General features: G+C 68.5%; 22 protein-coding genes, 3 tRNA genes and 1 pseudogene. 18 read left to right on the plus strand and 8 right to left on the minus strand.

The genetic code is table 11. From position 1 onward, the window contains the following. Positions 1-16 precede the first annotated feature (16 nt). Entirely contained in the window at positions 17-610 is a 594-nt protein-coding gene (locus ACGFR7_RS15330; RefSeq protein ID WP_393318339.1) for an NADPH-dependent FMN reductase, read from the plus strand. Between the two features lie 42 nt (positions 611-652). Here the strand turns inward: ACGFR7_RS15330 and ACGFR7_RS15335 are convergent, their stop codons facing one another. From ACGFR7_RS15335 to ACGFR7_RS15345, 3 genes are all read right to left on the minus strand, one after another. Then, complete coding sequence (locus ACGFR7_RS15335; protein ID WP_393318342.1) at positions 653-1,528, minus strand: amidohydrolase family protein; 876 nt, start codon at positions 1,526-1,528, stop codon at positions 653-655. Positions 1,529-2,161: 633 nt separating this feature from the next. Beyond that, positions 2,162-3,019 carry a DUF2797 domain-containing protein gene (locus ACGFR7_RS15340; protein WP_393318345.1) on the minus strand — a complete coding sequence of 286 codons (858 nt, stop codon included), beginning with the start codon at positions 3,017-3,019 and terminating at the stop codon, positions 2,162-2,164. Between the two features lie 215 nt (positions 3,020-3,234). Next, positions 3,235-4,371, minus strand: coding sequence for a GlxA family transcriptional regulator (locus tag ACGFR7_RS15345; protein ID WP_393318598.1), 1,137 nt, complete (start codon positions 4,369-4,371; stop codon positions 3,235-3,237). A 100-nt stretch (positions 4,372-4,471) separates the two neighbouring features. On the opposite strand from ACGFR7_RS15345, the gene ACGFR7_RS15350 reads away from it, so the two are divergent. Further along, complete coding sequence (locus ACGFR7_RS15350) at positions 4,472-5,263, plus strand: NAD(P)H-dependent oxidoreductase (protein WP_393318348.1); 792 nt, start codon at positions 4,472-4,474, stop codon at positions 5,261-5,263. A gap of 116 nt (positions 5,264-5,379) precedes the next feature. Here the strand turns inward: ACGFR7_RS15350 and ACGFR7_RS15355 are convergent. Further along, a tRNA-Met gene (locus ACGFR7_RS15355) sits at positions 5,380-5,453 on the minus strand. 173 nt (positions 5,454-5,626) lie between these two features. Here ACGFR7_RS15355 and ACGFR7_RS15360 point away from each other — a divergent pair. From ACGFR7_RS15360 to ACGFR7_RS15395, 8 genes are all read left to right on the plus strand, one after another. Next, positions 5,627-6,301 (plus strand): hypothetical protein, encoded by a 675-nt coding sequence (locus ACGFR7_RS15360; protein WP_393318351.1) that lies wholly within the window; start codon positions 5,627-5,629, stop codon positions 6,299-6,301. 1,606 nt (positions 6,302-7,907) lie between these two features. Beyond that, positions 7,908-9,161: a helix-turn-helix domain-containing protein gene (locus ACGFR7_RS15365; RefSeq protein ID WP_393318353.1), complete on the plus strand. Its 1,254-nt coding sequence runs from the start codon at positions 7,908-7,910 to the stop codon at positions 9,159-9,161. A 39-nt stretch (positions 9,162-9,200) separates the two neighbouring features. After that, positions 9,201-9,515: a hypothetical protein gene (locus ACGFR7_RS15370; RefSeq protein ID WP_393318356.1), complete on the plus strand. Its 315-nt coding sequence runs from the start codon at positions 9,201-9,203 to the stop codon at positions 9,513-9,515. Then, positions 9,512-9,751, plus strand: a complete 240-nt coding sequence (locus ACGFR7_RS15375) for a hypothetical protein (RefSeq protein WP_393318359.1) — start codon at positions 9,512-9,514, stop codon at positions 9,749-9,751. The genes ACGFR7_RS15370 and ACGFR7_RS15375 overlap by 4 nt, the downstream gene beginning before the upstream one ends. Positions 9,752-10,223: 472 nt before the next feature. After that, the gene (locus ACGFR7_RS15380; protein WP_393318362.1) at positions 10,224-10,382 is read left to right on the plus strand and encodes a hypothetical protein; all 159 of its coding nucleotides are present in this window, start codon (positions 10,224-10,226) and stop codon (positions 10,380-10,382) included. 205 nt (positions 10,383-10,587) lie between these two features. Then, positions 10,588-11,493: a radical SAM protein gene (locus ACGFR7_RS15385; protein WP_393318365.1), complete on the plus strand. Its 906-nt coding sequence runs from the start codon at positions 10,588-10,590 to the stop codon at positions 11,491-11,493. Between the two features lie 28 nt (positions 11,494-11,521). Next, positions 11,522-11,902, plus strand: coding sequence for a hypothetical protein (locus ACGFR7_RS15390; protein ID WP_393318368.1), 381 nt, complete (start codon positions 11,522-11,524; stop codon positions 11,900-11,902). Between the two features lie 1,908 nt (positions 11,903-13,810). Then, entirely contained in the window at positions 13,811-13,996 is a 186-nt protein-coding gene (locus ACGFR7_RS15395; RefSeq protein ID WP_393318371.1) for a hypothetical protein, read from the plus strand. On the opposite strand, the gene ACGFR7_RS15400 is transcribed toward ACGFR7_RS15395, so the two are convergent. Continuing rightward, entirely contained in the window at positions 13,993-14,436 is a 444-nt protein-coding gene (locus tag ACGFR7_RS15400) for a GntR family transcriptional regulator (protein ID WP_393318374.1), read from the minus strand. The genes ACGFR7_RS15395 and ACGFR7_RS15400 overlap by 4 nt on opposite strands. A gap of 167 nt (positions 14,437-14,603) precedes the next feature. On the opposite strand from ACGFR7_RS15400, the gene ACGFR7_RS15405 reads away from it, so the two are divergent. The 7 genes and pseudogenes from ACGFR7_RS15405 (at position 14,604) to xerC (ending at position 20,509) form a co-directional block, all read left to right on the plus strand. Continuing rightward, the gene (locus ACGFR7_RS15405) at positions 14,604-14,960 is read left to right on the plus strand and encodes a hypothetical protein (protein WP_148588860.1); all 357 of its coding nucleotides are present in this window, start codon (positions 14,604-14,606) and stop codon (positions 14,958-14,960) included. After that, positions 14,957-15,154, plus strand: coding sequence for a hypothetical protein (locus ACGFR7_RS15410; protein WP_393318377.1), 198 nt, complete (start codon positions 14,957-14,959; stop codon positions 15,152-15,154). The genes ACGFR7_RS15405 and ACGFR7_RS15410 overlap by 4 nt, the downstream gene beginning before the upstream one ends. Before the next feature lie 2 nt (positions 15,155-15,156). After that, a complete protein-coding gene (locus tag ACGFR7_RS15415; RefSeq protein WP_393318380.1) occupies positions 15,157-16,578 on the plus strand; it encodes an FtsK/SpoIIIE domain-containing protein in 1,422 nt (473 codons plus the stop codon). Between the two features lie 44 nt (positions 16,579-16,622). Then, positions 16,623-17,351: a DUF2637 domain-containing protein gene (locus ACGFR7_RS15420; RefSeq protein WP_393318383.1), complete on the plus strand. Its 729-nt coding sequence runs from the start codon at positions 16,623-16,625 to the stop codon at positions 17,349-17,351. 129 nt (positions 17,352-17,480) lie between these two features. Continuing rightward, a pseudogene (locus ACGFR7_RS15425) lies at positions 17,481-19,063 on the plus strand (replication initiator). A 22-nt stretch (positions 19,064-19,085) separates the two neighbouring features. Next, positions 19,086-19,220, plus strand: coding sequence for an excisionase family DNA-binding protein (locus tag ACGFR7_RS15430; protein ID WP_393318386.1), 135 nt, complete (start codon positions 19,086-19,088; stop codon positions 19,218-19,220). Further along, the gene (gene xerC / locus ACGFR7_RS15435) at positions 19,220-20,509 is read left to right on the plus strand and encodes a tyrosine recombinase XerC (protein WP_393318389.1); all 1,290 of its coding nucleotides are present in this window, start codon (positions 19,220-19,222) and stop codon (positions 20,507-20,509) included. Before ACGFR7_RS15430 ends, xerC begins: the two co-directional genes overlap by 1 nt. Before the next feature lie 101 nt (positions 20,510-20,610). Here the strand turns inward: xerC and ACGFR7_RS15440 are convergent. The 3 genes from ACGFR7_RS15440 to ACGFR7_RS15450 all read right to left on the minus strand — a co-directional run bounded on the left by ACGFR7_RS15440 (position 20,611) and on the right by ACGFR7_RS15450 (position 21,919). Further along, positions 20,611-20,683: transfer RNA gene (locus ACGFR7_RS15440), tRNA-Arg, on the minus strand. Positions 20,684-20,816: 133 nt separating this feature from the next. Further along, a complete protein-coding gene (locus ACGFR7_RS15445; protein WP_393318392.1) occupies positions 20,817-21,488 on the minus strand; it encodes an HD domain-containing protein in 672 nt (223 codons plus the stop codon). Positions 21,489-21,828: 340 nt separating this feature from the next. Then, positions 21,829-21,919 (minus strand) — tRNA-Ser (locus tag ACGFR7_RS15450). A 242-nt stretch (positions 21,920-22,161) separates the two neighbouring features. Here ACGFR7_RS15450 and ACGFR7_RS15455 point away from each other — a divergent pair. After that, complete coding sequence (locus ACGFR7_RS15455) at positions 22,162-23,022, plus strand: SSI family serine proteinase inhibitor (protein ID WP_393318395.1); 861 nt, start codon at positions 22,162-22,164, stop codon at positions 23,020-23,022. Positions 23,023-23,210 lie beyond the last annotated feature (188 nt).

The following is a 23,210-nucleotide window of genomic DNA, read 5'->3' on the forward strand; positions in this document are numbered from 1 at the left end:
CTGTACCGTCACTCCCATGAGACTCCTCGCCCTCTCCGGCAGTCTGCGAGCGCGCTCCTCCAACGGCGCGGTGCTGCGCTCCGCGCTCGCCTTCTGGGACGGCCCGGCCGCCACCGCGGACATCGGCGCCCTCCCGCACTTCAACCCCGATCTGGACGGCGAGGACGCCACCCCCTCCACGCCCGTCGCCGCCCTGCGCACCCAGGTCGCGGCGGCCGACGCCCTGCTCGTCGTCAGCCCCGAGTACGCGCACGGCGTCCCGGGCGCCCTCAAGAACGCCCTCGACTGGCTGGTCAGCAGCGGCGAATGCGTCGCGAAGCCGGTCGCGGTGATCACCGCCTCGCCGTTCCCTACCGGCGGCGACCACGCCAACGCCCAGCTCCGCGAGACCCTGCGCATGATGACCGGCGAGGTCATCGAGGCCGCCTGCCGCGAACTCCCCGCCATCGGCCCGAAGATCGACCCCACTACGGAACGCGTGACGGACGAGACCACCCTCTCCGAACTACGCGCGGCCCTGTCCCACCTGGCGGCAGCCACCCGAGCATCCGCACCCACACCCACACCCGCTGCCGCGGCCACCGCCCCACACGAGCCCGAAGGCCCCTGAACGCGCCGGGAGCACGCAACACCCACGCAGCGCCGCCACGCCTCACACCCCGAACAACCGGGCCGCGTTCCCGTAACAGACGCCCCGCAGCCACTCCTGGCCCAGCTCCAGCCGGTCAAGCGCCTCCAGCGCATGCGCGTACCCATAGGGGATGTTGGGAAAGTCGCTGCCGAACAGCACCCGGTCGCCGAGGTCCGTGAGCCGGCGGTGCTCGGCCCGCGGGAACGGCGCGCTCCGCTCGGAGAAGTCCGTGAAGACCATCGTCGTATCGAGGTACACGCCCGCATAGCGCTGCGCAAGATCGAGGAAGTCGGCGTACTCCGGCATCCCCATGTGCGCGATGATCAGTCGCAGCCGGGGGTGTCGGGCCAGCAGCCGCCTGATCGGCTCGGGCCCGGTGTGCTTGCCCGGCGCCGGACTCGACCCGCAGTGGACGACCACCGGCACACCCGCCTCCGCAAGGGCACCCCACACGGAGTCGAGCAGCGGATCAGTCGGGTCGTACCCGCCCACTTGCACATGTGCCTTGAAGACCCGTGCCCCGCCGGACAGTTCGTCGCGCACATACAGCGCGGCACCGTCCTCCGGGAAGAAGGTCGCGGTCCGCAGGCAGTCCGGCGTACGGGAGGCGAAGTCGGCCGCCCAGCCGTTCAGCCACTGCGCCATCCCCGGCTTGTGCGGATAGACCATCGACGTGAACGCCCGCACCCCGAAGCCGCGGAGCACCGCCAGCCGCTCGTCCTCCTCGAACCGGTACGCGATCGGCCACGCCCTGCCCACCAGCGGCCCGGCCGCGTCGAAGTACGCCCAGACCTTCGCCATCATCCGCTCGGGCATGAAGTGCGTATGGACATCGATCAGCCCCGGCAGCCCCAACTCCCGCCAGAACGACCCGACCCGCTCATCACCCTCCACCACGCCGGGCCCCTCCCCATACGGTTCCGCCCACTACTGCCACCACGGCCACTACGGCCAACAGTTCCGGCCACTACGCCCGCAACCAGGCCACGCATCCCTCCGCGGGCCGGCCCCTCCTCCACAAGCCGGCACACCACGCTCAGCCGACGCCAACGCAACCGCGCCCAGCCGACGGCACACACCGAACCGGCCCAACGCGCCCGGCCAACACGCCCAGCTCCCGCGCCCCCGGACCTACTGACCTACCGACCTACCGACCTACCGACCTACCTGCACACAGCATCTAAACGCCCCCACCCGGCCCGGAACAACCCCGTCAGCCGTCTTCCGATCAGCAGCAACGTCCGCTGGTCCGCGAGTGCGTGTAGCAGCTCACCGGGCTCGCCCGGAAGAAACGGGGGTGGGGGTTCTGCGACGAAGTGGTCATGGACCGAACGCAGGAGCCATTGAGGTCAGCGGGTGTCCTCATCGCCCGTCCGGGGAGGCTCAACAGGAGGTGCAGTCGCCCACCACCTCACTCACAGACGCGCGGGCGACGGCCTCGTCGGCGAGGTCCTTGCGGCCCCGGGTCCCGGCCCGGCCCCGAGCCCCGGCTCCAGCTCCGGCCCCGGCCCCGGCCCCGGCTCCAGCCCCTCAGAACAACCCCTCCTGGCTCCCCTTCTCCTCCCCCTCCCGCTCTCCCGTCCCGGATACCGCGGCCCGCACCGGCGCCGTCGTCACCCGCCCCTCAGCCGCCCCCAGCACCCACCCCGACAGCACCCGCGCATCCATCACCGCAACCACCCCACCGGCCCTGCTCGACGCACCGGCCCCGTCCCCCGCCAGCCGCAGGTACACATCGGGTCCCACCCCGGTCAGCACCTCCCCCACGACCTCCACCCCGGACGTCATCCCGCCCAGCTCCGCCACCTCCCCCGGAATACGGTCGAGCCCGAACAGCTCCGTATGGTCCGCACAGGCGAAGTCCACCGGCTGAAGCGTCTCCGGCCAGCCCGGCAACCTCCGTGCCGCCTCGTGCAGTTGAGCCAGCTCGGCGGCCCGTTCCGGCACCGGAGGCAGCGCCCCACGAGCTGCCCGTTTCGTGCCCTTCCCGAACCGGTCGGGCACCGCCAGCGCGCTCCCCAACAGCGCCTCCGCCCGCCGCGCCGCCATCAAGGGCCCGCGCCCCAGCCATGCGTACGCCACCGCCCCCTGCTCCACCAGCCGGGCCGGGCCGCGCTCGACGGCCGTGATCCCCACCTTGAGCAGGCCGGGACCGAAGTACGCGAGGTAGACCCCGTAGGGGCGCGGATCATCAGCCATGGTGTCCGCGGCCACCGAACGCGACCGGTCCAATTGGGCGCACCGGGCGCACTGGTCCTTGGCGCTCGCACCGTCGAGCACCGCACCGTACGGGCACACGATCCGGCGAGCGGCCCGCCGCACCCCCAGACAGCGCCGCTCCCCCTGTGCGGCGAACGCCAGCACCTTGCCCGCGGGGAGCATGCTCACCCGCTCCTCGCCCCGCTCGGCGCAGTACCAACCGAGCCGCTGCCCGAACCGCCCCTCCGGCCCCGGCCCGCCACCTGACCAGCGCGGTCCCGTACATCGCCACACACCGCCAGCGTACGACCACCCACTGACAACGCCCCCGCACCCAGTCACCGACGGGCCTCAGCCCGCACCCCACCGGGCGCCACACGAGACCGGCCCCACACCCCCCCGGCTCAAGCCACCGGACCGTCCCCGCCCCCGTCCCCGCCTCCCGGCCCCCGGAACGTGCTCCGATAGGCCCGCGGCGACACCCCCAGCACCGCCTGCAGATGCATCCGCAGCGAGGCCGCCGTCCCGAAGCCCGCCTCCGCCGCGATCCGGTCCACCGTCAGCTCCGTCTCCTCCAGCAACTGCCGTGCGCGCTCGACCCGTTGCTGCGTCAGCCACTGGAGCGGCGAGACCCCGGCCTCGTCCCGGAACCGCCGGGTGAAGGTCCGTACGCTCATCGACTCCCGCGCCGCCAGCTCCCGCAGGCTCAGCGGCCGGTCCAGACGTTCCAGCGCCCAGGCCCTGGCCGCCCCCGTGGAGGACACCTGCGGCTCCGGCACCGGCCGCCGGATGTACTGCGCCTGCCCGCCCTCCCGGTGCGGCGGCACGACCGTCCGCCGCGCCACATCGTTGGCCACCGCCGCCCCGTGATCGCACCGGACCATGTGCAGACACAGATCGATCCCGGAGGCGACCCCCGCCGCGGTCAGCACCTCCCCCTCGTCCGTGTACAGCACATCCGCATCCAGCTCGACCGCCGGGAACAACTGCCGGAAGTCCTCCACCGACCGCCAGTGCGTGGTCGCCCGCCGTCCGTCGAGCAGCCCGGCCGCGGCCAGCACGAACGCCCCCGTACAGATCGACGCGATCCGGGTCCCGGACCGGATCCGGCCCAGCGCTGCGGCCATCGCCGGACTCAGCCGCCCCGCGCTTCCGCCCTCCCCCCACCCGTAATCCGCCCCGGACGCCGGCACCACCACGGTGTCCGCCGCTGCCAGCGCCTCCGGCCCGTGCGCGACATTCACCGTGAAATCCGTGTCCGTACGCACCTCCCCCGGCTCCAAGGCGCAGGTCACCAGCTCGTACAGCCGCTCCCCACCCGCCGACCGCGCCTCCCCGAAGATCCGGTGCACGATCCCCACCTCGATCGGCAGCATCCCGTCCCGCACCAGCACCGCCACCCGATGCGTCCGCCCGCCCCCCGGTACGGCCCGCACCTCCCCACCCCCACTACGGCCACCCTCACCGGGGCCACCGTCACTACCGCCGCCACCCCCACGGCCACCCCTGCTGCTGTCGCTCCCGCTCTCCACCACACCCATGACCCGGCCCTCCATGACCCGACCTTATGGCCCGATCCTTGCACACAATGGCCATCGGGCCACTCGTATGCCGCCCACCGCTCCCGGGACAGTGGAGGACATGAAGGTCCTCTGGCTGTTCGCCCATCCCGACCAGCGCTCCCTGAGCGGCGCCCTCCTGGCCGAGGGACTGCGCACCCTGGACGCACACGGCCACCAGTACTGCGTCTCCGACCTCTACGCCATGAAGTGGAACCCGGTGGTCGACGCCGCCGACTACGACCACGACCCGGCCGACCGCCTGCTCGTCGGCCCCGCCTCGGAACGCGCCTACGCACACGGCCACTTGAGCCCCGACATCGACGCCGAGCAGCAAAAACTCACCTGGGCGGACACCCTGATCGTCCAGTTCCCCCTCTGGTGGTACGGCATGCCGGCCATCCTCAAGGGCTGGTTCGACCGCGTCTTCGTCAAGGGCTTCGCCTTCGGCCTCACCGACCCCGCCACCGGCCGCCCCCAGCGCTACGGCGACGGCAGACTCACCGGCAAGCGCGCCATGGTCATCACCACCGCCGGCGCCCGCGCCGCCACCCTCGGCCCGCGCGGCGTCAACGGAGACCTCAACGACCTCCTCTTCCCCCTCCAGCACGGCACCCTCTGGTACACCGGGATCTCCGTCGTCCCGCCCCTCCTGATCCCCGGCGCGGACCGCACCACCCCCACCGCCTACGCGACCGCCGCCACCCGCCTGCGCAAGCGCCTCCACACCCTCCCCACCACCGAGCCGCTGCCCTTCCGCCACCAGAACAACGGCGACTACGACGACGACCTGCTCCTCCACCCCGCCCTGGCCGGCCCCCACACCGGCCCCGCCGCCCACTACACAGCCCCGCCCCCACCGACCCACGACTGACCGCAGTCACGCCCCCGGACACAGAAACAGACACGGACACAGGAAGAGACGCAGACGCGGACGCACAAAAGCCGCAGGCCCAGTGGAAACGAATCCACTGGGCCTGCGGCTATCAGTAGCGGGGACAGGATTTGAACCTGCGACCTCTGGGTTATGAGCCCAGCGAGCTACCGAGCTGCTCCACCCCGCGTCGGTGAAATGAACACTACGCCACTCCCCCGCCAACGCCTAATCGTTTCCCTCACCACCACTCCCCTACCGCACCGCCCGCCCTCAACTCGGCACCAAGCCACCCCGGTTGAAGCCCACCACGCCCGCCCGGGCCCTCCCCCCTCCCTCTCCCCCTCATGCAAGGCTGCCACCATGACGAGGCACCTGATAGCAGTCGCAGGCAACAGCCCGGGCGTCGGAAAGTCGACCCTCTGCCGCTCCCTGGCCGCCTGGCTGGGGGATACCGGAGCAACGGTCGACCACTTCCAAGAGGCCGACATCCTCACCCGCCCCGCCTTCCGCCCCGTGGCCGAAGAGTTCTCCGACGGCAGCAACAGCGTCCGCCCCGAGACCTTGGTCGAATGCACCCGCGCCTACCTGGCCGAGTCCCGCGCCGCCGGCATCGACGTACTGGTCACCGACGCGCTGCTCCCCTTCATCCCTTCCCTGGTGGCCTGGGGCCACGACGAGCCCTCCATAGCCGGTGTTCTGCACGAGTTGACCACCGCCGTCGAACCGACCCAGGTGACGGTGGTCTACGTACACGACGATCCCGCCACCGCCCTCCGCCGTGCCCTCACCCGCGAGGGCCCCGACTGGGAACGCTGGTACCTCACCAAACTCGCGGCCTCCCCCGGCACCAGCTCCGTCCACGACCTCGCCTCGGCCGCCGCCCACCTACGCCGCGAAGCGGCCCTGACCCTGCGCCTTCTGGCCACCACCCCGTGGAACGTCATCACCGTGGACGTCGCCGACCTCGACGCCTCCCGAACCGCCGACCACGTCCGCCACCAACTCGCCGGACTCATCGCCTCCACACCCCACTGAAGCCCCGTCCCCGCACCCTCCCCGTCCACCAAGCTGCTCGATGGCCGGGGCGACACAGCGCTTGACTGCAGCCGCACTTCACTGCGGCACGACACGACAAAGCCCCCGTCCGGATTACCCGGCGGGGGCTTTGATCTGCTGTGCGCTCGGCAGGATTCGAACCTGCAACCTTCTGATCCGTAGCTTTGGGCATGGCTGTGCAGCGACGCCGCCTGATCGCCCGCCCCGTGTTCGGCTCACCGCTGGTGACAGCCCATGTGTGCCGTCGTTGCCGTCAATGTTGCCGTCACCATGACCACGGCAGAAGCAGCGGCGGCACGCCGGTGGTCCTGCCACTGGTACCGCATCAATTGGGGGAAACGCCTTGCACATCCCCCGCCTGACGGGAGTCCGCCGAGAACAGACGCCGGGGCAAATCCTCCCGACTCACGGGCAACGGGAATGTCCGTCAATCATTCGGTTCCTGGACGCCAGTGATCCCTACGCCAACAGGGCTTCTCACCTGTCCAACAAGGGCTGCAGGAGGTCGAGCAACCTGACGATGGCGATGGGGTCGATGCGCACCTCATCAGCACTGCAACGGGGCTGCGCGGGGAGGGCGAAGGCAGGGAGTGGGAGATGGGGTGCTCGTCGTTGAGTACAGCGACACTCACAAGAAGCCCTCTTGGGCGTCTCCATGAAGTCTCATCAGGCCTCTGAGCTGAGGGTTTACACTGGAGTTGGAATCGAACGTACAGGCGAATTTCTACCACCATGGGCATACTTACGGGCGGCGTCACATCGTCTGTACCAGGCTCCGATACGATTGCCGTGCTTCACCTGAATCTCCCGAACTGTGGCGTGGGGTCGCGCAGTTCACATGCCTCCGGAGCCTGACAGGCAGGCACCGGCCGGAGAGAAAGGCGAGGTGGTGCTGTGAGCGTCCCCCTGGACAAGCGCGGCAGGAAGTGGACCAGTCCTGAGAAGTGGCAGGTCTTCCTGGCGGTGGCGAGTTTATTGGTGGCGGTCATTGCCCTGGCGAGGTAGTTCGCCCAGTAGGTCTGGGCGCTCGCCCCGAGGACGCGGTCGAACCGGGCGGCGAGCTGCACACGCAGCGAGCCCGGTCGCTTGATGCTCGACCGGGCTCGGTAACTGCATGAGGCCTGGCTCCGGGCTGCAACCCGGGGCTGGGCCTTCGTGCGTGGGGACACTGCCGCTGGCAGGGCCACTCCGCACGCGCTGACTCGTAAGACCTCACCGCCCCAGTCGGAGCGTGCAAGCTTTAAGAGCCAAAAGCAGCTTACCCGACGGAGAAAACTATAACGCCCTTGTCTCACGCCACCCCGGTGACCTGCGGTTATTGCCGCTGGCGGTGCGCTGCGGGCAACCCCTTTCACCGGGCGCTGTGAAAGGGGTTAACCCATTTGGGGTAGTCGCTGCGAAAGTCGGCACCGACGTTCACAGCACGCCGATCACGGCGTTGCCCTCCCAGCCGTCGGCGTTCTCGAAGTACCCCTCCGACACTGCCAAGCCCTCCGGTCCGGTTCGCACCCTGAACCTGTTCACCCGCTGCTAGGGGTGTGAGTACCGTTCTGGTGTCGATCCTGAACGGAACCAGGAGCCCAGCATGGCGCACGAGTTGGAAGAGCAAGAGGCCATTGGTCGTCGCATCAAGCGCCGCAGGCTCAGCCTCGGGATGCCACAGGCTGATCTAGGAGCGGCAGTAGGCAAGTCTCAAGGCTGGATGTCCAAGGTCGAGAAGGGACACATCGAGCTTGACCGTGCTGTGCTGATCAACGGCATCGCTGCCGCTTTGCACTGCCACCCGAACGACTTGATCGACCGCCCCTATGTCGGGACGGCACCGGACAACCAGTGGCAGCCTGCTGCGGCTTCCATTCTGCGTGAGCTGCGCCGCTACGACCTGACGCCGGTCTTTGACGGGACTCCCCGCCCCTCGGGCGCACTCTGGCAGGAGATGAAGCGTCTGCACCGGCTCCGGGACGCAGCGGCGAACGTCGCGATTCTGCGGAGCCTTCCTGACCTGCTGCGTGAGGCTCACGCTCTGGCTGAAGTCTCGGCCGGCCACGAGCAGGAAGAAGCCTTCGGTGTCTACGCCGTGTGCTGCAAGTTTGCGCACACGGCTGCTCATGCACTGGGGCATCCCGAGCTGATTGCCACCTCGTGCGAGCGTGCGTCCTGGGCGGCCAGGTTGTCCGGCGACCCGGTGATGCCTGCCGTCGCGGACTGGATGCGGGTATGGGACATGTGGGCTACCGCCGACTGGGCCGACGCTTCCGCCCTCGCCGACAAGGCGCTGCTCGGCATCGAATCGCAGTACGAGGAGGGTGCGCCGCTCGCCGTACGGGCTTGGGGAAGCCTCCAGCTCCGTGCGGCTGTATCCGCAGCGCGGGCGAACAATCCCGCCGAAGCGGATCACCGCATCGGCCTTGCTCGGCAGGCCGCAGAACGCGGCGACGCCAGGAGCGGACCGCCGGTAGACGACCGCCATTCGCTCACGTTCTCCGCTGGAAATGTGGCCATCCATGGGATCAACGTCGCCCTGGAGATGAGCAACCAGACCGAGGCCCTGCGGCTGAACAATGAGGCTGACCCGGAGCAGTTGGCCGTGCTGCCCAACTCCCGACGGGGGCATCACCGCATGGATCTCGCCCGAGCGTGGCTGTGGGACGGGGACCGGCACAAGGCTCTTGGGGAGCTGCGAGAAGCCGAGAGGCTGGCGCCTCAGCTGATCCGCAACCACCCCATCGCACGGGCCACCCTCCGCAAGATCGTCTATGCCGAACGCGCCTCCACCCGCGAGCAGTTGCGGGGAATGTCGAGCCGTTTTCACCTGGATGACCAGGAGCTATTCCCCTGATTCATATTCGTGGGTAGTTGCGTCCTTACCGTCTGTTGCATGACGGAAGGACGACGCACCCCACAGAGCGTCCAGCGCCGCCGCGCGTTGGCCGATGCAGCTGCTGGATGGGCACCCGATCGCGGCGACCTCGTATACGACACCGAACGGCGGCGCCCCGGTGTCGTGGTCGCCTTACCGGAGGACACCGGGACCACCGTCTACCACCTGCGACCGGAAGGCGGTGGCGACGGCTGGACAGCTCCCCTTATTCGCCTGAAGGAGCACCCCAAGCCGACGGACAACGACCTCACTCTGGACGAGGCTGCCATGCCCCCGGGCGGCTTCCCTGTTGACCGAGGGGGCGATTCATGAGCAGGCAGGCTCTTGGCCTCGGCCACCTGGACCACCCGCTGCTGGGTCACTTGGTCATCGACCACGCACACGACGATCGGCGCGGCGTCCTCCGGGCACTTGCCCCGGACGTGAAGGGAAACAGCCTCGGCCCTGTGCTCAGGGTTCCGGACACTCCACCTGTGGCATGGCTCGCGCCTGAGGCCGGCGGCCTGGAGTGGACGACAGACCCCTCTGCAATCGAGGCGGTCAAATGAGCGGCTCGCATGCTAGGCCGCGCCCCGAGTCGTCGATTCGGTTAGCCGTTTGGCGCCCCATCGCTGCCCTCGCTCTTCTCGGCGCAGGCGGCCCTGCTGTGGTCCTCGTTGGGGCCAGTGATACTCGTAGCGCGCCGGCACCAGTCAGCTCTCCGGACGTGGGCTCAGACGCCGTCACGACGGCACAGCACGCTCCCCAACATCCCTGCCGTTGCGGTCGCCGCAGCAGCCCTTAGGGCCCCAGAGCTGCCGAGACAACGAAATGCTCTCGCGCTGGGTGCAGCGCCGCTTGCTCGTCTACCGCGGGAGCGGTAGCCCCTATGACTTCCGCCAGCGGCGGGGACTTCCCGAGGGCGCCGGTCCCCATCACGGCCGGTAGCTCACCGATGGCGGAAGCCCGCTCCGCTGTGACGGACGGACGGGCACTCCCGGGTCCAACCGGGCCGGGACCAACGAGAGAGAGGAGACGGGCATGCCCGTGGGTACGGAGCCTGAGACGGAACAGCCCGAGACGGAACAGCCTGCGACCGTCACGACCGACACCGAGGTGTCCAACCCCGCCAGCACGGACGACGAAAGTGCCGATCAGGGCGAAGCGTTCGATCTGGTGGGCGCATTGGCTGCTGCATAAGCCAACCGTTGGCACGCCCCACGAGGCGCCCTGCCACTAGGTACCCGTCCTGGTCGCTTTCAGCTCCCCGCTGCGACCAGGACGGACCCCATACCGACCAGCCTGTACCTGCCTTCGGCGGGCCGTTCTGAGGCTGGCGCGCCTTTCGGTACCAGCTCGGGTCACTCGGCCCGATTGCCGTGAATCCCAAGGAGTGAGTGTCACGATGAGTGCTGCCCAAAAGCCGTTGAAGTTCGCGTGGCTGGAAGTGACGGGCTTCTGCAACGAGCACTGCGATCACTGCTACGCAGACTCGTCCCCGCAGGGAACCCACGGGACCATGACTGTTGATGGCTGGAAGGCCGCCATCGACCAGTTAGCAGACATTGGCGCGCGCGATGTGCAGTTCATCGGTGGTGAGCCGACGCTGTACCCGCACCTGCACGAGCTGATCTCGTACGCCCACGGGACGGGGTTGGCAATCGAAGTGTTCTCCAACCTCACCTACGTGCGTGAACATCTGTGGGATGTGTTCACCCGTTGTGGGGTCAAGCTCGCCACGTCCTACTACTCCGACAGCGCGCAGGATCACGACAAGGTGACCAACCTGCGGGGTTCCCACCGACGCACCAGGGCGAACATCAAGAAAGCGCTCAGCTTGGGCGTCCCGCTCCGCGGCGGCGTCGTCGCGGTTCATGCGCAACAGCGCGTGCACGAAGCGGCGGAAGACCTCACGACCCTCGGGGTGCAGCACGTCGGCGGAGACCGGACACGGGCGTTCGGACGAGCGAGTAACGGGGCTCATCCCACGGTTGATGACTTGTGTGGACACTGCGCCCTTGGACAATGCGCCATCGGCCCGGATGGCAACGTCTGGCCCTGCGTCCTGGGACGCTTCATCACCCTTGGCAACATCCGCGAGACCTCGCTCGCCGAGATCTGGAACAGCCCCCGTACGGCGGAAGCTCGCGCAGAGATCGCAGCCGCACAGGGCCTGAAGCCGGCGCAGGCTTGCACACCCCCGCAATTCCTCCCGAGCTGTGGACCGTGCGGGCCGTGCGTCCCTTCGGTGGGCCACTGCGATCCGCAGGAAGCCACTCCCGCCGCGGCTACGATCGGCGCACCCGCGTAAGCGCTGATCGAGTCGTAGGAGCACGCACATGGTTGATCACGGCGACGACTTCGGCAGGTGGCTGGAAGAGCGGCACCCCGAAGCTGTGCAGCGGACCGAAGAAGAGTGGGACCAGATCGCCCGGTATGTGCGCCACGCGGCGAACAAGATCGGCCCCGCTCTCCCGCACTGCCTTCCGGGCGAGCCCCAGGAATGCGGGCGCACCGCTCAACAACATGTGCTGGCTTGGTCGGCGGCGGTGAAAGCTGCCGCCCATCACCTCATCGAACAAGCCGCTACCAATCCAGCGCGTGCGGCACACGTCGCGGGGCCGCTCTACCAAAGGCGGCTGGCCGAGTTGCGCGCCCAGGACACCTCGCCCGCTGCCGCCTCCACCACACAGCACGAAGGCCCGTATCTGACCGGGTGAACATGGGGCGCGCAGGTCAGTCTGCGCGGTGAGAACAGAGCTCCGACCGGCTATGACGCTCTAGCTGGTCGGAGCTCTACTGCTTCGAGGCGGCACCTCCGCCGGCCTGGTCGAGAGTGATCACGTAGGCCGTGGGCCCCAGCCTCCGAAAGTCAGCCACGACGCTCCCGCGCAATGACGGGCACCCGTCACGTGTGCCACCCGCGCCACATCGGTCCCCGCCACTCTGCTCTGTTCCGAATGGGTCACGAACTGCGTGGTGCCACCGCGGAGTTGGCTCAGCCAGGGCAGCTGGTCGCGTGCGCCTGGTCTCGGTGCCCGTGGCGGCTGCTGCGTGGCGTCGGCCTGGTGGTGCTGCTTCGTGCTGGTCGGATTGCTTCCTGGGCCCGGCCGGCACGCTTGTGCTCCTTGCGCGCTGAGCTGCCGGGGGCTGCCGAGAGCGGGGCGGTAGACAGGAGCGTCGGCGGCCTTCGGCCGCCAGCGCGCGCGGCCCGCGTAGCGGGCCGCCTTGATCCAGTAAAGAAACTTTGAACAGCTCGGCTGCCGCTCCTCTTTGGCCGCTTCTGCGAAGCGTTCCGCCGCCGCTACCTCGCCTATGCCGCTCGCACCCCTGATTGCCCTGGATCGCGGCAATTTGTGCGGGTCTGTCTCGTGGGTCGGCGAAATCTATCCACAGGACGTTCGTTTAAAGATCTTCTTGGGCCTGCCTCAGCGGCAGAATCCTGGAAGTTATCCACAAGTGATGTAGCTCACTACGCCGATTTACGGGGGTTGCTGATGAATCGCCGACTTCTGATCCCAGCCGCCAATCGGAGGTGTCCGGTCTGGGTGATGTGGTGCGCGGGCGATGAAGAAGTCGGGCCCCCGGTGTCACATCAGGGCCTTGAGCGATCCCTTATCTGTAGCGAAGGGGCCGTCAGGGAGGAGTTCAGGTGTGGCACGTGGGGCCCTGAGGCGGGCGGAACATAGCCGACGATCGCCGGTTACCCAAACCGGCGTTTCTCCGGACTATGGATCTCGCTGCGGACGACACCTTGAAAGGGCGGGTTCGGCTTGCATGGCCTGCATCACGCACGCCATGCGCGGGCGATTCTTCGGGCCGAGAAAGGCGGAGGCGGAAGGTGTGATCCAGGCCACTCGCGGGCGGTGTCACATCTGGCGCTTCCGCCTTCCCTTCTCTGCAGAGAAGGCGGTTCAGGGGCGGAGGGTGGCGCCTAGCACGCAATCACGACCTGTCCAAACCGGGCTCCCTCTGGAACATGAACCTCACTTTGGGGCGGCACCCCGAAAGGAAGGAAATCTGCGTGATCTGCATCACAGCCTGTCACAAATGGCCTTCTGCTCGGGCTTGGTCCTGGTGAAGAGAGTTTGCGGACCGGTGAGTTCGGTCGGCGGGCCAGGGAGCGCGTGCATGAGGAGGTGTCCGACAGCGGTGATGTGCTGGTCAGAGAAGGGCCGGAGTGTGGCACGGGATGCCGGACTGGGGAAATCCGGGACCGGTTGGTGTAGTGAGGGTCAGCAGGGGCTCTCGCGCGCTCGGTGTCCCGACGGAGCGGAGGAGTGCGCCGTGGAGGCGATGAGCGGTGATCGCGGAAATGTTCCGCCGGGCGGGATGCCGGTGCGGCTTGCTTCCCGCAGGGCGGGGTGCTGGACAGGGGCAGGCCGCTGGGCGGAATCCGCTACTGCGCTCGCTTCTCTCCGTCGGCAAGGTGAGGCCGAGGGCCCGAAAAGCGAGGGCCGGGGTCGGGGCTGGTTGCCGGCCTTTGGCTGCCGGGGCGGCACTTCCCAAGCCCGCCAGGGGTACACCGTGCGGCTTACCAGGAAGGTCGTGGCGCTTCCGTTACCGGAGTGGGCGGGTTCGGTAAGCGGGGCGGTAAGGGCGCTGGCGGTAACTGGGGTGGAAACGAAATGACGCATAAGACGGGGACGAGCACCGTGAACGGGAATGCCTTGAAGACTTCAGCGGCCGCGCAGGAAGAGGACGTGCTCACCCTGATCCGGGAGATGAGCGCAATGGTGGGTCGCCTGAGTGAGGAAGTTCGGGCGATGAGGGAAGACGTGGCGGAGCTGCGCGAAGGGCAAGCGCCCGCCTAGGACTTCTTGCGCTGCGCCTTCAGCGTGTCCACTTCCTTGCGCAAGTCTTGGACTTCCGCGCTGAGGGTGCGGATCTGCTCATTCAGTGCGTGCAGCACTTCAGGGAGGGACCCGGTGGCTTGACCGCTCTCCGGGTCCACCTCCGCCTTCTTTCGCACACCCGCAGCAGTCCCGGCTGCCTGGGTGTCGCTGCTGCGCTCGCCCGGCTTGTCGGCCACGTAGCTGCCGCGCCCCTGCACGGTGTAGATCAGCCCAGCCTCGCGCAGCACTCGAAGCGCTGAGCGCGCGGTCATGTTCGCGATGTTGAACATCTCTTGCAGTTCGCGATGCGACGGGAGCTGCTCTCCGGGCTTGAGTCTGCCCGTCTCGATGTCGCGCCGGATGGCGTCTGCGGCCTGCTGGTAGGGCGGGCGTGGGTCGTGCTGGCTCGGGGGTGTCATGCCCCTCAGGGTAGCCCGCGTTAGCCCTGCTAACCCAGGATTCGCCTGCAACCACAGGGCTAGCCAGCGCATCCCTAGCTCGGTGACTTGACTGGGCTAGCCTGGCTATGTGTAAATGGGTCTACCGAGCACCGCACACGGCGGTGCCGAACGAAAGGGAGAAACACATGGCTCGCACGAGCATCCGCGTCGGCATGACGGAAGAGACCCAGCTCATGGCTGGCGGCATGCCGGTGGCGAAGTGGACGGACCAGGAGAAGGGTGAGCGGGCCGTGGACCGTGAGACCGGCTCCCCGCTGTCCACGGTGATGATCTTCCTGATGGAGGGTGAGCGCGCTGAGGCGCTGAAGGTCACCGTTCCGGTGAAGGGTCTGCCCGACGGTCTCAAGCCGGGGATGCCGATCAGGACCGTGGACCTGATGGCCAACCCCTGGGCCAACCTGTTCAACGGTCAGGTGTCCTCGGGTGTGGCCTACCGCGCCAAGGCGCTGGTGATTGACCAGGGCACGGAGTCGGGCGAGTGAGGGACTTCATTCCGGGCTGGGATCGGGCCTATCCGGTCCCAGCCCCCGGCCCCGACCACCGTTTCAGCGAACAGGTCACCCGTGACGTGGCGGCCGTGCTAGCGGCACACGGATTCCCACCGGTCATCAACGACTTCGACTGGGGCGACCTCGATCAGGCCCTGGCGGCCTTCCTCTACGAAGATCGGAAGTAGACGTGACAGTGAACGAACTCGCCACCTACGCCCCGATGGTGGCGGTGACGATAGCGACCGTCTTCGCGGTCATGGGGGCGGTGTGGCTGGGCCGCTACGTCGCAGCCGACAGCATGATGCGGGCCAGCATGCGCCAGGCGATCCGCGTGCGGCGGGGCTGGAAGCGACTGGCGCAGATGGCCGGGCTGTCGGTCACGGACAAGATGCCCACCGTCCTGGCTTCCCTGACCACCACCGACGCCAGCAAGCCCCCCAAGCCGCGGGTCCGCACTCCGGTGCTGAAGGTGAAGCCCGACCGGTTCGGCCTGCTCGTCCGGGCCAACTGCCTGCCCAAGGTCGGCCTGGAGGAATTCCAGAAGTCTGCGCGGTTCCTGGCGGACGCTTGGCGCTGCACTCGCGTCTCGGTCCAGCCCGACGGCCCGGGGAGGGTGCTGATCCGTGGCGTGCGGGTCGATCCGCTGATCACCGCAACTGAGCACGTCCCGTCCGGGAAGCCGCCCAAGAAGCTGACCACGTGGAACCTGGGCCTGGACGAGTACGCCCAGGATGTGGCCGTGGACCTCGCCGAAGTGCCCGGCGTCACTGTTGCCGGCCTGCCCGGCTACGGGAAGTCCTCACTGATCAATCGCTTCATCTGCGACTGCGCGCCCTCGCCCGCGATCCAGTTCGCCGTGGCGGACGGCAAGGTGACCTCGTCCCGTGTGGGCGACTACGCCGATCTGGCTGACCGCCTCTTCGCGTTCGTCGGCAGCGATCTGGAAGAAGGCAACAAGCTCTTCCAGCGCCTGGTGGACCTGCGCGAAGCGCGCACCCTGGCAATGAAGGACGTGCTGAAGACCAAGGACATGTGGCACGTCGGGCCCACGGCAGCGTGGCCGCTGGTCGTCCTGATCATGGACGAGGCCCACACCTACTTCCGCGACTACAAGGGCAGCGACCCGAAGACCAAGAAGCTGGCCGCGCTGGCTGCGGAGAACGCCCGACTGGTCGAAAACCTCGTGAAGATGGGCCGCAGTGTCGGCATCCTGGTCATCCTCACCTCACAGAAGACCACGGGCGACGCCATCCCCACGTTCATCCGGGACGTGTGCCCGGTGGGCCTGTCCTTCGCGCAGAAGACCGCTGAAGCCTCCGTGGCCGCGCTCGGTGAGGCCATCCGCGACTGGCCGGACGCCAACCCGATCCACCTGCAAGACCCGGCCTACGTCGGCGTCGCGGTCATGCAGCACCAGGGCCGTCCCGGCTTCATCCGAATCCGCACGCCCTTCGTCGCGGAAGCCGACGCCGTGCGCATCACCGCCGAGACCGCCCACCTGACCCGCGACCCCGCCGAACTCCTCAACGCCCAGCTCCCCGGCGATGATCTCCGCCGCATCCGACTCACCAAGCCCACCTCCGACGACGGCACCCCGGAGGCAGCCTGACCCGCACTCCTGTCCCCACCAGCCCATGAAGGAGGTGAACCCTTATGTCTGAGGACCGGATCACTCAGCGCACCGTCACCGTGGTCATGGCCGTCATCGCCACCCTGGCGTTCGTCTTCTCCTTCGGCAACGTCTGGTCCCTGGCCCTGCGCCTGGGCGTCCCCCGCCCCGTTGCACCGCTGATCGCCCCCATGGTCGACCTGTCCGTCGTCGGCCTCCTGGTGGCCCTGCGCTACCTGTCCCTGCGCGGCATCCCCGCCGAACAGATGCGCTCCGCCTCCCGGCTGATGCACCTGTCCGGACTGCTGACCCTGGCCCTCAACATCGCCGAACCCCTCATCGCCCACCACTGGGGCCGCGCCTGCGTGGACGCGGTGGCACCCCTGCTCCTCCTCGGCTGGGGAGCGGTCGGCCCCCAGCTCCTGCGCCACTTCCACACCGTGACGCAGCCCGCCCCGGCCCCGGCTTCCACCGAAACCGCCCCCGCCCCGGCGGCCCCGGCCAGCGAACCGGCTCCGACTGAGGAACCCGCGGACACGACTCCGGCTCCTGCGCCCGAGCCGACTCCCGCCCCGGTCCTGGCTCCGGCAAGAGCAGTAGAGGCCCCTGCGGCTTCGGCCCCGGTGCCTGCTCCGCTACTGGAGGAGGCCCGCAAGATCGCGGCATCCCACCAGGCCGAGCACAGCGATCCCATCACGGCCGCCCAGCTCAAGGCCCGACTCGGCGTCGCCCTCCCGCTGGCGACCGCCGCACACCAGGCCCTGACCGCCTGACCCTCCGCCGGCCTTTCCGGCAAATTCCCCCGACCTGGCCTACCGGCCTCGGTTCGCCATGCCCCGAGCAGCACCACACCCCTGTCCGGTGCTGCTCGGGGCCCCTTCCCAACGGAAAGGACAGCCTCAATGCCCCGCATGCTCGACCTGAGCCACGTGAAGAGCCTCGCCGTGCGGGACCTGATCGAGCTGGCCAACCTCGACGACTTCGACCGCGTCAACGAACAGGTCCGCCAAGTCGCCGGATGCACCCGGCCCGTCAACCTCGTCGCCAGACCACCACCCTCGACGCCACCACCCGTACCGTCCTGCGCTCCTACAGCACCACCGAAGAACCGACCGGCCGCCTGCTGACCACCTGCGGCAACCGCCGCGCCTCGCGCTGCCCCTCCTGCTCACGCGTCTACGCCGCCGACACCTACCACCTGATCAAAGCCGGACTCTCCGGTGGCAAGACCGTCCCCGAAACCGTCCGCACCCACCCCCGCGTCTTCGCCACCCTCACCGCCCCCTCCTTCGGCCCCGTCCACAATCGCCCCACCGACAAGCCTCGCTGTGCCTGCGGTGCCCAACATGCGGAAGAATCACCTGAGTTGGGTACACCGCTGCGCCCGTCCACCTATGACTACACCGGCGCCGTCCTCTGGAACGCCCACGCGGGCGCCCTGTGGGCCCGGACCACCACCTACATTCGCCGTGCCCTCGCTGCGCACCTCGGCATGACCCAAAAGGCTCTGAACGCCGCACTGCGGATCTCCTTCGCCAAGGTCGCCGAGTACCAAAAGCGCGGCTTGGTCCACTTCCACGCCGTCATCCGCCTCGATGGGCCCAAGGGCAGCAACCAGCCCCCGCCCACTTGGGCCACCGTCGATGCCCTGAAGACCGCTATCGAGAGCGCCACGATCAAGAACGCAGCGGAATCCCACGGGAGGGATACCCGCGCCCGTCTCACGGTGACCTCCGCCCACACCGGAGACCGCGAGATCCGCTGGGGTGCCCGCCTCGACGTCCGTGAGATCACGGCACTCGGCGACGGCGAACTCACTGACAAGGCCGTCGCCGGATACGTCGCCAAGTACGCCACCAAAAGCGCCGAAGACTCCGGCGCCGTCGACCGCTCGCTGATCTGCGCCCCCTGCGGTGGGCGCGGCTACCAGATGGGGCCCGATGGGTACCGCCGCGAGCGCCTATGGAAGCGGGCCGACACCCCCAGGAACCCCGACGGCAACCGCCCACGCCTCGACATTCCGCCTGGCCGCTTCCGCGACCTGTGCCATCACTGCGAAGGCACAGGACAGACCGAGCCCATCGAGAGCCTGCCCGTACAGGATCACGTCCGCCGCATGATCAGCACGGCGTGGGAACTCGGCCAGTTCCCCGAGTTCGCTGACCTCAAGCTCTCCAAGTGGGCGCACATGCTCGGATTCCGCGGCCACTTCTCCACCAAATCCCGCCGCTACTCCACCACCCTCGGCGCCCTCCGCGATGTGCGCAGGGCCTGGCGGGTGGAGCAGGCACGTGCCCGCGCCGGCCTGCACGCTCCGGACGAGAGCAGCACCCTCGTCACCGAATCCTCCTGGTCCTACCTCGCCTCCGGCTACCGCCCCGGCGAAGAACTTCTCGCTGCTCAAGTCCGCTACGAGAACAAACAAGAACTCCGGTTCCGCCAGGAGGAAGGTGACCTCAGTGCCGAGTGCGCTGCTGACCGTTGACCAGGTAGCTGCACGGCTCTGCGTGAGCCGTTGGACGGTCTACAACCTCATCCGCTCCCGTGAGCTGAATTCCCTGACCATCGGCCGGTGCCGTCGCATCAATGAGGCCGCCCTGGACGCCTACATATCCCTCCGCACAGAACAGGAAGCTGCCTGATGGCCTCCAAGCCGAAGAAGAACGCCAACAATGAGGGCACCATCTACCAGCGCAAGGACGGCCGCTGGGAGGGCAGCGCGTACGTACTCACCAACGACGGCACGTACAAGCGGCGCAGCGTCTACGGCAGGACCTGGGGGGACGACGCGCACGAGAAGCTGACCAGGCTCAAGGCCGACTCCCTGAACGGTCTCCCGGTCGCGACCAGCAAGATGACGCTGAGCGCGTACCTGACGTACTGGCTGTCGAGCGTCGCCAAGGGCAAGGTCCGCAGGACGACTTACGTCAACTACGAGTCGCTGGTCCGCAACTACGTCACCGCGGACTTCGGCAGGAAGAAGCTGGCGCGGCTCACCGCCCGCGACATCCGCGCGTTCCTCACCAAGACGGCTGCCACCTGCCAGTGCTGCGCGCAGGGCAAGGACAAGAGCCGTCCGGAGCACAAGCAGCGCTGCTGTGCCCTCGGGAAGTGCTGCAAGAAGCTCCCGTCTGACCGGACCGTGCGCTTCCTGTTGGTGCTCCTGCGCGCCGCCCTCCAGCACGCGGTGCGTGAGGACGAGCTGCCGCGCAACGTCGCCCGAAACGTCGAGCTGAGCATGGGCACGAAGCGCGAGATCGAACCGCTGACGGCAGAGGAAGGGCGCCGACTCCTGGCTGCGGCTCGGCCCAACCGGCTGTGGGCCGCGTACGAACTCGCGGTCCGCATCGGCCTGCGACGTGGTGAGGTGTTGGGCCTGCGCTGGTCGGACGTGGACCTGTACGAAGGCGTCGTCACCGTCCGGCAGGCGCTTCAGCGGGTCGGCGGGGAGCTGCTAATCGTCGCACCGAAGACGCAGCGCTCGGCCCGTCGTGTGGCGCTGCCATCCGAGTGTGTGACGGCTCTCCGTGCCCAGCGCGCCCAACAGATCGCCGACAGGAAGGCGGCGGGCGACACCTGGAAGGGAGCGGGGCACGACCTGGTCTTCACCACGAAGAACGGAACCCCCATCGAGCCGCGCAACCTGAACCGGTCCTTCGAAGTTCTGTGCGCCCGTGCAGAGGTCCGCCGGGTGCGCTTTCATGACCTGCGTCACACGTGCGCGTCACTGCTCCACGAGCAGGGCGCCGATGCCCGCATGATCATGGAAGTGCTGGGCCACAGCTCGATCCGCGTGACCATGGACATCTACACGTTCGTGCGGCTCGACTCCCAGCGCTCCGCCTTCGACCGCATGGGGGAAGTGTTGAGGGGTGACGGCAACCCTCCGGATGATGACGACGGCACGGCCGGCGTTCCGGTAGCCATCTGATCGACCTCGCACCGACTGCTGAGGCGGTTGCCGTCAATCACTGCCGTCAAGAGAAACACCAGAGGCCCCGTTCGATATTGAACGGGGCCTCTGGCCTGCTGTGCGCTCGGCAGGATTCGAACCTGCAACCTTCTGATCCGTAGTCAGATGCTCTATCCGTTAAGCTACGAGCGCTTGGCTTTCCGGCGGTTTTTCTTGCCGGTCGGCGTTGCGGGAACAACATTACATGACCTGCGCCGTGAGGCGAAATCCATTGCTCGCAGCACCTCTGACCTGCGGAAACGAACCTCTGGGGAGGTTCGGTGGGCTATTCGGGCCAGGGGGAGTCCTCGATGATCCGGACGAAGTTCGGGCGGGTGTAGCCCTCTTCGAAGCGGTCCAGGACGTCGGCCTTCACATTGCCGAAGGTGGTCTGGGGGCGGTGAGCCAGGCCGGCGTGGAAGGCGTGGAGGATGCGGTGCTTGAAGTCGGGGCGCGGGTGCGCGGCGACAACGGCCTCGCGGGTCTCCGGGGGGAGGGTGTCGTAGCCGACGCCGAGGACGTCGAGTTCGACGCCGGCTGTGACGAGCGCCACTTCCGGGGCCATGTGGTGCGGGATTTCCGGGGTGGTGTGCAGGGCGATGCCCTCCCACACCAGGCGGGCGCGGTCCGCGGGGATACCGCGGGCGGTCAGGAAAGCTCGGGCCTCGTCGGCGCCGTCGAGCTCGAAGCGCTGCTGGGAGGTGCGGAACTTCTCGGTGAGACCGAGGTCGTGGAAGAGCGCCCCTACGTACAGCAGCTCCGGGTCGAAGGCCAGGCCGTGCCGGCGACCGTGATGGGCGCCGAAGAGGTAGACGCGGCGGGAGTGGTGGTAGATGAGGTCGTCGGTGACATCGCGGATCAGCTCGGTGGCTTCCCGGGCCAGCCGGCTGTCGGGGAGCGGGATGCCCCCGATGGCGTAGTCGGTCGCCGACGAGGGTGAGCGGTCTTGAGGTGTCATGCGTCCAGGGTCGCGTGGATGGGTGACCGTCGCCCAGTACGCGGGAGCCGGTTGGCCTGGATGCGGGATCCGGTTGGCCTGGATGGTGCCCATGGACGGCATGGCGGGGCGTGGGTCGCCCCGGATGGGTGAATCCGGTGCCGCGTGAAGGGGCTGCGTGAAGGGGGCGCGGGGAAGGCAAGATCACTCCGCATCACTCCGCGGGTGTGGGGAGCCGGGGAGCAGATTGCCCGTGGGGGGAAAGATCGCTTCACCGGGGCGGAGAGGGAAGATCGCTTCGGAAGCGCACAAAAGCGTTCAGGCCCCGGTCGGTGAGGACTAGGGCCTGAACGAAGAAGAGCGGAGGCGGAGGGATTTGAACCCTCGATGGGGGGTAAGCCCCAAACCGCATTAGCAGTGCGGCGCCATAGACCGGACTAGGCGACGCCTCCACACACTCCACGCGTGCAGGCACGCTGTGGTGTGTCCAGATGATGGCACAGCCCCCGGGGCTGTCACCAATCGCCCCCTACGGTACTAGGCGAGCGGGTCGGCGAGCAAAGACGTTCCTGCAGCGCAACGTCGGGGGCGGCAGCGCGTTAGAGGTATCGGGGCCGTGGCGGCTGGCGTCGTCGTGCGCCCCCGGCGTGTACGTACCGCGTACCGCCCCGCACTCGCCTCCCTGGAGCCTGTGATGCCGCACCGCCAGACGTCATCCCTCTTCGCCGCGGCCGCCGGCGCCGCCACCACGGCCGTGACCCGCCTGACCGCCACCGCTGCCGCCGCGGGCCGCGTCTCCGCCGTCGCCGTGTCCGTCGTCTCCGTCAGCGCCGCGCTGGTCCTGGCGGCGCCTGCCGCGTCGGCCGCCCCGATCCCGCTGCGGCACCACTGGTCCGGGGGCGGCATCACGGGCGCGGGGCACCACGCGGCCGCCGCTCACCCCGGCCGCACCGAGCACGACAGACCCGTTGATCACGGCAGGCCCGTTGATCACGGCAGACCCGTTGAAGACGGCGCGCCTCTCGATCACCGCACCCCCGCCGGTCACGCGGCATCCGTCGATCACCGCGTCCCCACACCCGCTCGTCACGACGTGCTCCTCGGCCATGGCACACCTGCCGGCCACGACGCGCTCCTCGGCCACGGCACACCCGCCGGCCACGACGCGCCCCCCGGCCGCGACGCGTCCCCCCGCCACGGCACACCCGCTTCCCGCCGCACCCCCGCCGACCACCTCACCGTCACCGTCCACGGCTCCGGTTCGGCGGCCACCAATGGCACCTTCGAGCTGTACTGCCACCCGGGCGGGGGCAACCACCGCCACATCAAGGGCGCCTGCGCCAAGCTGGACGGGATGACGAAGTGGGGCAAAGACCCGTTCGCCCCCGTACCGCAGGGCGTGAACTGCACGATGATGTACGGCGGCCCGGCCACCGCGCATGTCACCGGGACCTGGGCGGGGCGTCCCGTCAACGCGGATTTCCGGCGCACCAATGGGTGTGAGATCAGCCGCTGGGGCCGGTTCGAACCCCTGCTCCCGTCGACCAGTTCCTGACCCGGTTCGTGCCCTAGTAGCGCGCCAGGTCAGGACGAGGGGCACATGTCGGGCGTGCGGTGAGTCGCACAAGGCCGTGGCATTACCTCCTCGTCATCCGCCTCCGCGCCTGGGGCAAGTGCCCGTAGACTCCATTCCAGCGACCCGCCACGGTGGGTCGGCAAGGTGCGGTAACAGGGAGGAAGCGT

It is taken from the genome of Streptomyces sp. NPDC048516 (genome assembly GCF_043199875.1).
Classification (GTDB): domain Bacteria; phylum Actinomycetota; class Actinomycetes; order Streptomycetales; family Streptomycetaceae; genus Streptomyces.